This window comes from Streptomyces sp. NPDC034084 (genome assembly GCF_055575535.1).
In genome coordinates this window covers 171592-183818 of sequence record NZ_JBVISK010000004.1, presented here as the reverse complement: position 1 = coordinate 183818, position 12227 = coordinate 171592, and the positions used below count along the sequence as shown (strand labels likewise).

General features: G+C 72.1%; 13 protein-coding genes. 6 read left to right on the top strand and 7 right to left on the bottom strand.

The features are described 5' to 3' along the window. Positions 1-404: 404 nt before the first annotated feature. Positions 405-1532: a magnesium and cobalt transport protein CorA gene (locus ACZ51I_RS15975; RefSeq protein WP_468875994.1), complete on the top strand. Its 1128-nt coding sequence runs from the start codon at positions 405-407 to the stop codon at positions 1530-1532. Between the two features lie 25 nt (positions 1533-1557). Then, entirely contained in the window at positions 1558-2064 is a 507-nt protein-coding gene (locus tag ACZ51I_RS15970; RefSeq protein ID WP_468875992.1) for a hypothetical protein, read from the top strand. Here ACZ51I_RS15970 and ACZ51I_RS15965 read toward each other — a convergent pair. Then, on the bottom strand, positions 2061-2819 hold the full coding sequence (locus ACZ51I_RS15965; RefSeq protein WP_468875990.1) for a hypothetical protein: 759 nt from the start codon (positions 2817-2819) through the stop codon (positions 2061-2063). The two genes, ACZ51I_RS15970 and ACZ51I_RS15965, sit on opposite strands and share 4 nt — an antisense overlap. 290 nt (positions 2820-3109) lie before the next feature. Here ACZ51I_RS15965 and ACZ51I_RS15960 point away from each other — a divergent pair, with 290 nt between their 5' ends. From ACZ51I_RS15960 to ACZ51I_RS15950, 3 genes are read left to right on the top strand one after another with little or no spacing between them, the layout of a single operon-like run. Then, positions 3110-4381, top strand: a complete 1272-nt coding sequence (locus tag ACZ51I_RS15960) for a magnesium transporter MgtE N-terminal domain-containing protein (RefSeq protein ID WP_468875988.1) — start codon at positions 3110-3112, stop codon at positions 4379-4381. Further along, positions 4371-4934 (top strand): DUF1003 domain-containing protein, encoded by a 564-nt coding sequence (locus ACZ51I_RS15955; protein WP_468875986.1) that lies wholly within the window; start codon positions 4371-4373, stop codon positions 4932-4934. Before ACZ51I_RS15960 ends, ACZ51I_RS15955 begins: the two co-directional genes overlap by 11 nt. A 44-nt stretch (positions 4935-4978) precedes the next feature. Then, positions 4979-6112: an Mrp/NBP35 family ATP-binding protein gene (locus tag ACZ51I_RS15950; protein ID WP_468875984.1), complete on the top strand. Its 1134-nt coding sequence runs from the start codon at positions 4979-4981 to the stop codon at positions 6110-6112. Between the two features lie 64 nt (positions 6113-6176). On the opposite strand, the gene ACZ51I_RS15945 is transcribed toward ACZ51I_RS15950, so the two are convergent. The 5 genes from ACZ51I_RS15945 to sigE all read right to left on the bottom strand — a co-directional run bounded on the left by ACZ51I_RS15945 (position 6177) and on the right by sigE (position 10918). Continuing rightward, complete coding sequence (locus tag ACZ51I_RS15945) at positions 6177-6782, bottom strand: hypothetical protein (RefSeq protein ID WP_468875982.1); 606 nt, start codon at positions 6780-6782, stop codon at positions 6177-6179. Positions 6783-6856: 74 nt separating this feature from the next. After that, on the bottom strand, positions 6857-7291 hold the full coding sequence (locus ACZ51I_RS15940; protein ID WP_468875980.1) for a sec-independent translocase: 435 nt from the start codon (positions 7289-7291) through the stop codon (positions 6857-6859). 88 nt (positions 7292-7379) lie between these two features. Beyond that, positions 7380-9146 carry a S1C family serine protease gene (locus ACZ51I_RS15935; RefSeq protein WP_468875978.1) on the bottom strand — a complete coding sequence of 589 codons (1767 nt, stop codon included), beginning with the start codon at positions 9144-9146 and terminating at the stop codon, positions 7380-7382. Between the two features lie 75 nt (positions 9147-9221). Continuing rightward, entirely contained in the window at positions 9222-10163 is a 942-nt protein-coding gene (locus ACZ51I_RS15930; RefSeq protein WP_468875976.1) for an anti-sigma factor family protein, read from the bottom strand. Continuing rightward, positions 10160-10918, bottom strand: coding sequence for an RNA polymerase sigma factor SigE (sigE, locus tag ACZ51I_RS15925; protein WP_468875974.1), 759 nt, complete (start codon positions 10916-10918; stop codon positions 10160-10162). The genes ACZ51I_RS15930 and sigE overlap by 4 nt, the downstream gene beginning before the upstream one ends. A 141-nt stretch (positions 10919-11059) precedes the next feature. Between sigE and ACZ51I_RS15920 the strand changes: the two genes are divergently transcribed. Then, the gene (locus tag ACZ51I_RS15920) at positions 11060-11725 is read left to right on the top strand and encodes an O-methyltransferase (RefSeq protein WP_468875972.1); all 666 of its coding nucleotides are present in this window, start codon (positions 11060-11062) and stop codon (positions 11723-11725) included. 92 nt (positions 11726-11817) lie between these two features. Here the strand turns inward: ACZ51I_RS15920 and ACZ51I_RS15915 are convergent, their stop codons facing one another. Further along, on the bottom strand, positions 11818-11985 hold the full coding sequence (locus tag ACZ51I_RS15915) for a DUF3117 domain-containing protein (RefSeq protein ID WP_009997451.1): 168 nt from the start codon (positions 11983-11985) through the stop codon (positions 11818-11820). Positions 11986-12227 lie beyond the last annotated feature (242 nt).

Genomic DNA, 12227 nt, shown 5'->3' with positions numbered 1-12227 from the left:
GCGTATGGAACGGGCAAAGGAAGGGATTGACCCTCTGTCGGCTGATAGTGTTGGCCACTGGTCGGGATTCCCGACTGCTCGTCACACGTCATCCCCGACAGGGGACCGGCCGGAGGAGGTGGGACTGCGATGGACCGAAGTCGGTCGGGCAGTACCAGCCGCTCTTCCGCCGCTCCGCACCCCCGCCCGGTGCGCTCCCTCCGGTGACGTCCGGGTCCGGCACGGACCCGCCTCTCCGGCATCTCGCTCGACGGAAGAGCATCCTTCGCTTTCCCCTGTCTGTAGCGACCGCCGTCACCGCGCCCCTCGGGTGCCGCCCGCTTTGTGGACGACGTACCTCCCCGTCCCCATTCCGGGCTGCGCCACGCTTCGCGCCGACGGCCGATCCGTGAAGGAGCACGCCCATGTCGATGATCCGTGACCTGACCGCCGCCGTCCGCCCGAGCCTGCGGCACTCCCTGCGCAAGACCCCCACCACGTACACCTCGTACGACCCCACCCGCGACCACTCGGCCTCCACCGCCGTGGTCGACTGCGCCGTCTACCGCGACGGGCGGCGGGTCGACGACCGCGAGTGCCTCACGCCGCGCGGCGCGATGCACCAGGTGCGGGAGAGCGGCGGCTTCGCCTGGATCGGGCTGCACGAGCCGACCGAGGCCGAATTCGCCGGTATCGCCGCCGAGTTCGGGCTGCACCCGCTCGCCGTCGAGGACGCCGTCCACGCCCACCAGCGGCCCAAGCTGGAGCGGTACGACGACACCCTCTTCACCGTCTTCAAGACCATCCACTACGTCGAGCACGCCGCGCTCACCGCCACCAGCGAGGTCGTGGAGACCGGCGAGGTGATGGTCTTCACCGGTCCCGACTTCGTCATCACCGTCCGGCACGGCGGCCAGGGCTCCCTGCGGAACCTCCGCCACCGCCTCCAGGGCGAGCCGGAGCTCCTCGCCAAAGGCCCGTCCGCGGTCCTGCACGCCATCGCCGACCACGTCGTCGACGGCTACATCGCGGTCGCCGACTCGGTCGAACTCGACATCGACCAGATCGAGATCGACGTCTTCTCGCCGCCCGCGAAGGGCTCCACGCGCGGCGCCGACACCGGCCGGATCTACCAGCTCAAGCGCGAGGTACTGGAGTTCAAGCGGGCGGTCACCCCGCTGCTGCGCCCGATGCAGCTGCTGAGCGAGCGGCCGATGCGACTGGTCGACCCCGACATCCAGAAGTACTTCCGGGACGTCGCCGACCACCTCGCCCGCGTCCAGGAGCAGGTCGTCGGCTTCGACGAGCTCCTCAACTCGATCCTCCAGGCCAACCTGGCGCAGGCGACCGTCGCGCAGAACGAGGACATGCGCAAGATCACCTCGTGGGCGGCGATCGTCGCCGTCCCCACGGCGGTCTGCGGCGTGTACGGCATGAACTTCGACCACATGCCCGAGCTGCACTGGAAGTACGGCTACCCGATGGTGCTCACCGGCATCATCGCGGTCTGCTTCACCATCCACCGCACGCTCAAGCGCAACGGCTGGCTGTAGGAGCCCGCCCGCTAGGCTTCGGGCCATGACAGAAGAGTTGCTCGGGCCCGCCCTCGTCGAGGAGGCCACCAAGAAGTCCGGCCTCGTGTGGGTGCGCGGCACGGGGCCCGCCCGCGCGCTCTGGCACGTCTGGCACGACGGCGCCGCGCACGTCGTCGGGGACGGCCCCGGCGAGCAGCCGCTGCCGGGTCTCGTCGACGGCGGTACGGCCGAGGTGACCGTCCGCAGCAAGGACAAGGGCGGCCGGCTCGTCGCCTGGACCGCCGCGGTCCGCGAACTCTCCCCCGGGACGGAGGAGTGGGAGGCGGCGGTCGCCGAGCTGAAGGGCAAGCGGCTCAACGCCCCCGACGGCGAGGCCATGCCGGGGCGCTGGGCGCGCGAGTGCCGGGTCGTGCGGCTCGATCCGACGTCCTCGACCACGGAGCTGCCGGACGGCTCCCTGGCCGCCGTACCGCTGCCGACGTCGGCGAACACCCGCCGTCCCGTCCCGGCCGCGCTGCCGAAGCTGCTCTTCCGCAAGCGGAAGCGTTAGGTACGCGGCAGCTGCCTGCCGTAGTCGAGGGTCTCCTCCTTCGACGGCTCCGTGAGCGGGAAGTCCTTGTCCCACTCCGAGAGCACCACGACACCCGCTCCCCCGCCCCGCGCGAACTGCACGGGGTACGGCTCGCCGTCCAGGGCCACGTCGAGCGTGCCGCCCTCGCCGTCGGCGCCGCCCTTGACCTTGACCGTGCGGACGCCGCCGATCTGATCGCGGTCGCCCTTGACCTTCTCCCCGTGCAGGCCGATCAGCCCGTCGAGGAGCGTCCCCATGTCGGTGAAGCCGCGCAGCTGCTTGTACGAGGGGTCTCCCTGCGGGACCTTCACGTACTTGTCGTCGAGCGTGTCGGCGGCCTCGGAGTCGGCCTCCGACGGCGTGTCGCCCCCCTTGGAGTCGTGGGCCCAGAAGCCCGCGTCCGCCTTGAGGTAGAGCGCGTCGCCGACCCGGAGCAGCTCGAAGGTGCTGTTCTTCGTCGTCACCGAGCCGGTGGCGCCGTCCTGCTTGAGGCGCATGTTCAGCTTGAAGGTGTCGCCCTTGCTGACCAGGGTGCCGGACAGCCGTACGGCCTTCGCGGCGTCCGCCGTGGTCTGCGCCTTGCGCTCGATCTCGGGCGCGGAGAGTCTCCCCACGCCGTTCGTCCCCTCGTCCGGGTCGGCGGCGCAGGCCGTGAGTCCCACCGTCAGTCCGGCGCAGAGCGCCAGGGGCGTGACCGCCCTGCGGATACGCGATGACGGGGTACGAACGGTCATCTGCGCTGCCTCTCGTGTCGTGGGGGGCGACGGGCGCGGCCCGTACGGGGATGCCGGGGGCGGCCGCGTCCCGGCCGGGCGGAAGGGCCGGGTCCGGTGCCGGGGCCGATGGGGGGAACGGCAGACCGCAGCGTACCCGGGACAGGTGGCGGGCCCCGCAGGCAGCCGTACGGAGGCACTGCCGGGGCGGCGCGGAACGCCACGGGCTAGCCTGAACCAGGCAAAGCTCTGCCATGACCGGCACAGCTCTGCGACGACTCGAATCGTGCGGCACCCAGGAGGCGCGTGGCATGGCGGCAGGCGCCCCCCGGATCTTCGTCTCCCATCTCGCCGGAGTCCCCGTCTTCGACCCGGTCGGCGACCAGGTCGGCCGCGTCAGCGACCTCGTGGCCATGCTCCGCGTCGGGCGCAGGCCGCCCCGGCTGCTCGGCATGGTCGTGGAGGTGCTGAGCCGCCGCAGGGTCTTCGTCCCCATGACCCGGATCACCGGAGTCGCCTCCGGCCAGGTCATCACCACCGGCGTCGTCAACATGCGGCGTTTCGAGCAGCGCCCCACCGAGCGGCTCGTCCTCGGCGAACTCCTCGACCGGCGGGTGACGCTGGTCGAGTCGGGCGAGGAGGTCACCGTCCTCGACGTCGCCATCCAGCAGCTGCCCGCCCGCCGCGACTGGGAGATCGACAAGGTCTTCGTCCGGCGCGGCAAGGGCGGGGCGCTGCGCCGCAAGGGCGAGACGCTGACCGTCGAGTGGTCGGCCGTGACCGGCTTCTCCCTGGAGGAGCACGGGCAGGGCGCCGAGAGCCTGCTCGCCACCTTCGAGAAGCTGCGCCCCGCCGACCTCGCCAACGCCCTGCACCACCTCTCGCCCAAGCGGCGCGCCGAGGTCGCCGCCGCCCTCGACGACGACCGGCTCGCCGACGTCCTCGAAGAGCTGCCGGAGGACGACCAGGTCGAGATCCTGGGCAAGCTGAAGGAGGAGCGCGCCGCCGACGTCCTGGAGGCGATGGACCCGGACGACGCCGCCGACCTCCTGTCCGAGCTGCCCGAGGAGGACCAGGAGCGGCTGCTCACGCTGATGCAGCCGGACGACGCGGCCGACGTGCGGCGGCTCCTGGCGTACGAGGAGCGGACGGCGGGCGGTCTGATGACGACCGAGCCGATCGTGCTGCGCCCGGACGCGACCGTCGCGGACGCGCTGGCCCGGGTCCGCCAGCAGGACCTGTCCCCGGCGCTCGCCGCGCAGGTGTACGTGTGCCGGCCGCCGGACGAGACGCCGACCGGCAAGTACCTGGGCACGGTGCACTTCCAGCGGCTGCTGCGCGACCCGCCGTTCACGCTGGTCAGCTCGCTCGTGGACAGCGATCTGCCGCCGCTCGGCCCGGACACCCCGCTGCCGGCGGTGACCAGCTATCTCGCCGCGTACAACATGGTCGCGGCGCCCGTGGTGGACGAGGGCGGCTCGCTGCTCGGCGCGGTCACCGTCGACGACGTGCTCGACCACCTGCTGCCGGACGACTGGCGGGAGACCGAGTTCCACGAGGAGGGGGCGGGGCATGGCGGCTGAGCGCACGCAGGACCGGGAGCGCGAGCGGGAGCGGTCCGTGCCCCGCATCCGGCTCGACCTGCCGCGCGAGCGGCGGTCCCGGCTGCTTCCGGAGTACGACCCCGAGGCCTTCGGGCGGCTCTCGGAGCGGATCGCCCGCTTCCTGGGGACGGGCAGGTTCCTGGTCTGGATGACCCTGACGATCGTCGTCTGGGTGCTGTGGAACATCTTCGCGCCGGGGCCGCTGAAGTTCGACGAGTACCCGTTCATCTTCCTGACGCTCGCGCTGTCCCTGCAGGCCTCGTACGCGGCGCCGCTGATCCTGCTCGCCCAGAACCGGCAGGACGACCGGGACCGGGTCAACCTCGAACAGGACCGGAAGCAGAACGAGCGGTCGATCGCGGACACCGAGTACCTGACCCGGGAGATCGCGGCGCTGCGGATGGGCCTCGGCGAGGTCGCGACCCGCGACTGGATCCGCTCGGAGCTCCAGGACCTGATCAAGGAGCTGGAGGAGCGCCGGGATCTATTCCCGTCCGGCGAGGACCGGGGAAGTGACGTACCCGACCGTTGACAGCCCTTTCATGGGCCCGTGGTCGGCGCCGTACCATCGTCGGTATGGCTACGGAAGACGCGGTGCTCGCAGCACTGGCGACGGTGAACGACCCTGAGATCAACAAGCCGATCACTGAGCTCGGCATGGTCAAGTCGGTGGAGATCGAACCGGACGGCAAGGTCGCCGTCACGGTCTACCTGACCGTCTCCGGCTGCCCGATGCGCGAGACCATCACCCAGCGGGTGACCGAGGCCGTCTCCGGTGTCGAGGGTGTCACCGGCGTCGACGTCTCGCTGGACGTGATGAGCGACGAGCAGCGCAAGGAGCTGGCGGCGGCGCTGCGCGGCACGAGCGCCGAGCGCGAGGTCCCCTTCGCGAAGCCGGGCTCGCTGACCCGGGTGTACGCGGTGGCGTCCGGCAAGGGCGGTGTCGGCAAGTCCTCCGTGACCGTGAACCTGGCGGCGGCGATGGCCGCCGACGGTCTGAAGGTCGGTGTCGTCGACGCCGACATCTACGGGCACAGCGTGCCGCGGATGCTGGGCGTGGACGGCCGTCCGACCCAGGTCGAGAACATGATCATGCCGCCGTCGGCGAACGGCGTGAAGGTCATCTCCATCGGCATGTTCACCCCGGGCAACGCGCCGGTGGTGTGGCGCGGCCCGATGCTGCACCGCGCGCTCCAGCAGTTCCTCGCGGACGTGTACTGGGGCGACCTGGACGTCCTCCTGCTCGACCTTCCGCCGGGCACCGGTGACATCGCGATCTCGGTCGCGCAGCTCGTGCCGAACGCGGAGATCCTCGTCGTCACGACCCCGCAGCAGGCGGCGGCGGAGGTCGCCGAGCGGGCCGGCTCGATCGCCGTCCAGACGCACCAGAAGATCGTCGGCGTCGTCGAGAACATGGCGGGTCTGCCGTGCCCGCACTGCGACGAGATGGTCGACGTGTTCGGCACGGGCGGCGGCCAGAAGGTCGCGGACGGCCTGACCCAGACCACGGGCACGACGGTCCCGGTCCTCGGCTCGATCCCGATCGACGTACGGCTCCGCGAGGGCGGCGACGACGGCAGGCCGGTCGTCCTCTCCGACCCCGACTCCCCGGCGGGCGCGGCCCTCCGCGCGATCGCCGGCAAGCTCGGTGGCCGCCAGCGGGGCCTGTCGGGCATGAGCCTGGGCATCACGCCGCGCAACAAGTTCTGAGACCGCCCGGTCCGGTACGGCATGACGAAGGGCGCCCCCTTGGTGGGGGCGCCCTTCGTCGTCTTCAGGCGCCGTACGCGGTCAGGTCCTTCACCCGCGAGAACCCCAGCCCGTACGCGCTCATCCCCCGCCCGTACGCCCCGATGTGCACGTCCCCGGCGGAGCCCGCGAGGACCCACCCGAACTCGGTCTCCCGGTAATGGAAGGAGACGGGCACGCCGTCGACGGGCAGCGACAGGGTGGACCAGGCCGGCCCGTCGAGGTCGTCGGCCAGCTCGAACGCCGTCTCCGTCTGCTGGTCCAGCCAGTGGTCCCGCAACGCGTGGTCGAGCGAGGCGGGCCAGGTGTGGGCCAGGAGCCCGGAGCCGGCCAGCCAGGCGGCGGAGGAGACCGTGGTGGCGTCCAGGACGCCCGTGCCGTCCCCGGTGCGGCGGACGGGGTTCGCGGCGACCGTCACGACGACGGCGAAACGCTCCTTCTCCGCGCCGTTCGCCTCGGACTTTATCGACGGCTCGTCACCGTGGCCCATGGAGCCGTGCTGCACGGTGCCGTCCGCCGCCGTGCCGACCTGCATCAGCCGGCGCGGGCCGGTGAACGCCTCGTCGAGCCCGTACCAGGCGAAGGGTGCGCGCAGAAAGCCATCGGCTTCCACCCGACTCGTCGTCTTCATCTCGGCCGCCTCCTCGTTCCGTCAACAGAGCGAGGATAGCCACCGGGGAGGAGCGGGGCGGTGACAGGCCGTCGTCAGGTGGCGTCGGAGTCGTACGGAGGACGCTCCCCGGTGTCCGGCTTGTCCTGCTTCTTCAGCAGGTCCGGGGAGCCGTTGACCGCGGCGGGAGCGGGTGTGCTCTCCCGGCCGTGGACGGCGTCGGCGACCTCGTTCATCTCCTTCTTGAGGTCGAACGTGCCGCGCAGTTCCTTGAGGTCCTTGAGGTCCTCGTTGGTCTCCAACTGCTTGCGGAGGAACGTCTTCGGGTTGAGGTCCTCGAACTCGAAGTCCTTGAACTCCGGCCCCAGCTCGCTGCGGATGTCCTGCTTCGCGCTGTCGGAGAACTCGCGGACCTTCCGGATGAAGCGCGAGACGTCCTGGATCACCTTCGGGAGCTTGTCCGGCCCGAAGACGAGCACGGCGAGGACCACGAGCGTCACCAGCTCGAGTGCGCCTATGTCGCTGAACACCTAGTAGCTCCTTCACGGTCCAGGGCCCGGTCCACGGTACCCGCCGAAGCTGCCGGACGGGTACCTCGTGGTGTCCGCCACATGGCGCTCAGGTGCCCTGTGAGGATCCGAGCGTCAACGTCTTTGTCAGCTCTTTGCCGTCCCGGGTCAGGGTGAGCGCCAGTTCGTCGCCGGGGCGGTGGGCCCGGATCTTCACGATGAGCTCCTCGCCGTTGTGCACGCGCTGGCCGTCGACCTTGGTGATGACGTCCCCGGGCCGGAGCCCCGCCTTGGCGGCCGGGCCGCCGGGGGTGACGGAGGCGGAGCCGTCCTTGCCCTTCTCGCCGACCCGGGCGCCGTCGCCGTTGAACTGCATGTCGAGGCTCACACCGATGACGGGGTGGGTGGCCTTCCCGGTGTTGATGAGCTCCTCGGCGACGCGCTTGCCCTGGTTGATCGGTATGGCGAAGCCGAGACCGATGGAACCGGGCTGGCTCGCGCCCTCGCCCTCTCCCTCGCCGGACCCGCCGCCGGCGGCCCGGATCGCGCTGTTGATGCCGATGACCTGGGCCTTGGAGTCGAGCAGCGGGCCGCCGGAGTTGCCGGGGTTGATGGGGGCGTCGGTCTGGAGCGCGTCGACGTAGCTGATGTCGGTGCCGTCGCCCTTCTCGCCGCCGGCGGTGATCGGGCGCTCCTTGGCGCTGATGATCCCGGAGGTCACGGTGTTGGAGAGGTCGAAGGGGGCGCCGATGGCGACGACGGGGTCGCCGACGCGGACGTTGTCGGAGTTCCCGAGCGGCAGGGCCTTGAGGCCGGACACGCCGGTGACCTGGACGACGGCCAGGTCGTAGCCGGTGTCCTTGCCGATGAGCCTGGCGCGGGCCGTCTCGCCGCTGGAGAAGGTGACCGAGATGTCCTCGGAGGACGCGGCCCCGTCGACGACGTGGTTGTTGGTGAGGATGTGGCCCTTGGTGTCGAGGACGAAGCCGGTGCCGGTGCCGGACGAGCCGTTGCCCTTGACGTGCAGGGTGACCACGCCGGGCAGGGCGCTGGCGGCGATCCCGGCGACGCTGTCCGGGGCACGGCCGGTGTCCCCGGCCTCGGCCTGCGGCAGCTCGACGGTGGTGATCCCGCCGTTCCGCTCGACGTAGGCGCCGATCCCTCCGCCGATGACGCCGGTGACCAGGGCGAAGACGAGCGCGCCCGCGACCGCGAGCCCCTTCCGGGACCTCTTGGCGGGCAGCGGCGGGACGCCGGTCCCGGCGGCCCCCCAGGGGTCGTACTGCACCCAGGGCGCGGCAGTGCCGTGCGGCGGCTGGGGGTGGGCGTGCGGCTGCGGATGGGGCTGCGGCTGGTGGTGCGCCTGCGGCGGTACGGCGGCGGGCGGGCGCTGCACGGGCGGCGCGGGCGCCCACGGTCCCGGCTCGCCGTACGGCGGCGTGCGGTACTCGTCGGGCGCGTGCAGGGGCTGTCGCGCCTGCGGGGCGGGCGCCCCGACCGGCGCGGGAGTCTCCTCGGGAGCCGGTCCCGCGGCGGGTACGGCGACGGGCTCCGGCGCGGGCGCGGCCTTCGTCAACCCGACGGGGGGCGCGGACACGACGTCCGACGCCGGAGGCGCGGGCGCCTGGGGTTCGGGCGCCGGCTCGGTGGCCGTCACGCCGGCCGGCTCCTGCCCCGGGGTGGGGTGGGGCGCGGGCAGGGGAAAGTCACCGTCGCCGGCCTCGGTCACGGCACGGCTGTCGGCTGCGGCACCGGCTTCGGTCACCGCACGGCCGGCGGCCGTGGCGGCCTCGTCGGCCGGGGGCGGCGTGGGTATCCGCGCCGCCTCCGGTGTGCTCGACGGCCGGCTCCACCAGTTCGGCTTCCCGTTGTTCATGTTCTCCCCGCAACCGCTGACCCGTCCGCGCCCTGGGTCGGGCGCCCGTGCCCCTGGATTCAACCAGGTCGCGGGTCAGCGGTGGGAGCCGAGCGGTCCGGTCGTCGGGCTCGCCATCGGGCTGGGCCCGGGGGCGAAGGCCAGCTGGAGGGCCGGACCCGTCGGCCGTATGAACGGCGAGAGGGCGAGGAGGGACTGCGGGGCCGCGCTCCGGAGCCGTACCGCCACCAGCGGGGCGGCGGTGGAGCGGACCGCGTCCGGCGGGACCGCGCCCGACGGGACCGTGCCCTGTGCGGCGACCGCGACCGGTCCCTGCGGGACGGCGGCCGGGGTGACCGCGGCGAGCGGCTCGGTGGCGTCGACGGACTGGGCGCCCGCGCGCTCGCCGGAGCGCGTGCCGCGCCCGGTCCCGGTGCTGCTGCCCGCGCCGCCGCCGGTCGCGGTGGCGCGCAGCGGGGTGACGGCGCTGCCTGTGCCCTGGCCGCCGCGCGCGCTCGCGCTCACGGAGGCTTCGAGGGGCACCGAGCCGCCGAGGGCGATCGCCGCGAACGAGACGGCGCTGGCCGCGGCGAAGGCGAAGCGCCGGCCGCGTCCGGAGGTCCCGGACGGCCGGTGGCCGACCTCGTGGATGCGGAAGCCCGTTCCGGGGGCGTCGGGATGCGGGGTGACGACGGCGGCGGTGGCGAAGCCGTCGGACTTCACTCCACCCGTGCCGAGGAACCCTTCGAGGGGACCGCGCGGTCCGCCGGGCCCTCCTCCCGACCCGTCCTGCCCCCCGGGGAGGCCCTGGAGACGGGCGAGGAAGCCCTCCGAGGGCGAGGGGGGAGCCGCCGAGGCGAAGACGCTCTTCAGCTTGCGCTGGGCGTCGGCCTCGGCCTTGCAGCGGGCGCAGGTCGCGAGGTGGGCGAGGACCCGCTCGCGGGCGTCGTGGCCGAGCTCGCCGTCGACGAGCGCGGCCAGCCGGTCCCCGAGGTGGTGCTCCGCGGGAGTCGGTGACGTGGGACGTGTGCCGCTCACGCTGTCCGTGCCTCCCATCCGACGGAAGCGAGCGCACGCTCCGCCCGGGCCTCGGGCGAGCGGTGCTTGAGGGCCTTGCGCAGGTGGGAGCGGCCGCGGTGGATGCGGCTGCGGACGGTGCCGAGCTTCACTCCGAGGGTCGCGGCGATCTCCTCGTACGACAGTCCCTCGATGTCACAGAGGACGACCGCCGCTCGGAACTCGGGCGCGAGGGTGTCGAGGGCCTGCTGCACGTCGGCGTCGAAGTGCGTGTCGTTGAACACCTGCTGCGGCGAGGGCTCCCGGCTGGGGAGCCGCTCGGCGGCGTCGTCGGCGAGCGCGTCGAAACGGATGCGCTGCTTGCGCCGGACCATGTCGAGGAAGAGGTTGGTGGTGATGCGGTGCAGCCAGCCCTCGAAGGTGCCCGGGGTGTACGTCGACAGCGAACGGAAGACGCGGACGAAGACCTCCTGGGTGAGGTCCTCGGCGTCGTGCTGGTTGCCCGTCAGGCGGTAGGCGAGGCGGTAGACCCGACCGCTGTGCGTGCTGACGATCTCCTCCCAGGTGGGAGGGGTCCACGCCTGCGATTCCGCATCCGATGCGAAGGTCGCCGTGGTGGGAGCGGAGTCGGTGGTGCGGAAACGGTCAGCGGTGTCGGTCACGGATTTCGGCTCACCCGCCGACCTGAGAAGACGCCGAAGCACTCCTCCCCGATCCACAGGAGCAGCCGCACCTCCCCTGTCGGCTCTGGTGGTGTCCAGCGGAGCCCCTACCATAGCCACCTCGCCCGTTAGCTCCGGATAAGAATCTTTACGCGAATTTGGCACCGGCTCGCCCGGCTGCCTCGGTCGCGTCCTACCCCTGGTGAACGCACGGTCCCATCTGCGGGTTCCCGCTGACAGCGGATACAGTCACCGTTGCGTCAACTACGGGGACAGGAGAGGGCCATTACCGCCAACCGGCAGACGAGCTGGTCGTTCGCCGACGCCTTCGTCGCCGAGGACGAAGCTCTGCGCTGGGCTCGTGAGCGGGCCCGGGAGACAGGGCTGCCCTCGGTGTCGCCGGGCACCGGTGGGGCGCTGCGCCTGCTCGCCGCGACGGCGGACGCCAAGGCGGTGGCGGAGATCGGTACCGGCACGGGCGTGTCCGGCATCTATCTGCTGCTCGGGATGCGGCCGGACGGCGTCCTGACGACGGTGGACCTGCAGCCGGAGCGGCAGCAGGTCGCGAAGACGGCGTTCCGGGCGGCGGGCTTCGCCGGCAACCGGGCCCGTTTCATCCCCGGCCGCGCCCTGGACGTACTGCCCCGGCTCGCGGACGGCGGGTACGACCTCGTGTTCTGCGACGGTGACCGGCTCGAGTACCTGGACTACCTCGCTGAATCGTTGCGCCTGCTGCGACCGGGGGGTCTCGTCTGCTTCGAGGGGGTCTTCGCGGACGGCCGCACGGTCGATTCGGGGGCCCAGCCGGCGGAGGTCCAGCGGCTCCGTGAGCTGCTGCGCGCGGTGCGGGAGAGCCAGGAGCTCATCCCCTCCCTGCTGCCGGTGGGCGACGGCCTGCTCTGCGCGGTACGCCGCGGCTGACGGCCGAGGCCGGGGCGCATGGCCGGAGACACCGCTGCCCCGGCACGGCGGACCGTACCGGGGCAGCGGTGGGGAATCTCGGGAGAAGAGGGTCAGCCGACAACCTTCTTGAGGGCGTCACCCAGCGCCTCGGCCTCGTCCGGGGTCAGCTCGACGACAAGCCGACCGCCGCCTTCGAGCGGAACGCGCATGACGATGCCCCGCCCCTCCTTGGTCACCTCGAGCGGGCCGTCACCCGTCCGCGGCTTCATGGCCGCCATGCTTGTTCCCCTTCCTGAAACCAGCTCATTGTCAGCCGGGCAGCTCCATGATGTGGAGCACGCGTCACCGGCTTCGAACACATTGCTTCCAGGTCATTATCCCGCATGGCAGGACCCGATGACCAACATCGCTTGGCATCGCTTGCGCAACGCGCTCCCGCAAAACCCCACATTTCGGCGATCGGCCTGCGATACTTCGCCGCTCCTCGCCGGACGGACCCCTTCCCTTCTTTGACGCAGCT

Coding starts and splice junctions, on each gene's coding strand:
- ACZ51I_RS15975 (WP_468875994.1), top strand. CDS start 405: ATGTCGATGATCCGTGACCTGACCGCCGCCGTCCGCCCGAGCCTGCGG.
- ACZ51I_RS15970 (WP_468875992.1), top strand. CDS start 1,558: ATGACAGAAGAGTTGCTCGGGCCCGCCCTCGTCGAGGAGGCCACCAAG.
- ACZ51I_RS15965 (WP_468875990.1), bottom strand. CDS start 2,819: ATGACCGTTCGTACCCCGTCATCGCGTATCCGCAGGGCGGTCACGCCC.
- ACZ51I_RS15960 (WP_468875988.1), top strand. CDS start 3,110: ATGGCGGCAGGCGCCCCCCGGATCTTCGTCTCCCATCTCGCCGGAGTC.
- ACZ51I_RS15955 (WP_468875986.1), top strand. CDS start 4,371: ATGGCGGCTGAGCGCACGCAGGACCGGGAGCGCGAGCGGGAGCGGTCC.
- ACZ51I_RS15950 (WP_468875984.1), top strand. CDS start 4,979: ATGGCTACGGAAGACGCGGTGCTCGCAGCACTGGCGACGGTGAACGAC.
- ACZ51I_RS15945 (WP_468875982.1), bottom strand. CDS start 6,782: ATGAAGACGACGAGTCGGGTGGAAGCCGATGGCTTTCTGCGCGCACCC.
- ACZ51I_RS15935 (WP_468875978.1), bottom strand. CDS start 9,146: ATGAACAACGGGAAGCCGAACTGGTGGAGCCGGCCGTCGAGCACACCG.
- sigE (WP_468875974.1), bottom strand. CDS start 10,918: ATGGTAGGGGCTCCGCTGGACACCACCAGAGCCGACAGGGGAGGTGCG.
- ACZ51I_RS15915 (WP_009997451.1), bottom strand. CDS start 11,985: ATGGCGGCCATGAAGCCGCGGACGGGTGACGGCCCGCTCGAGGTGACC.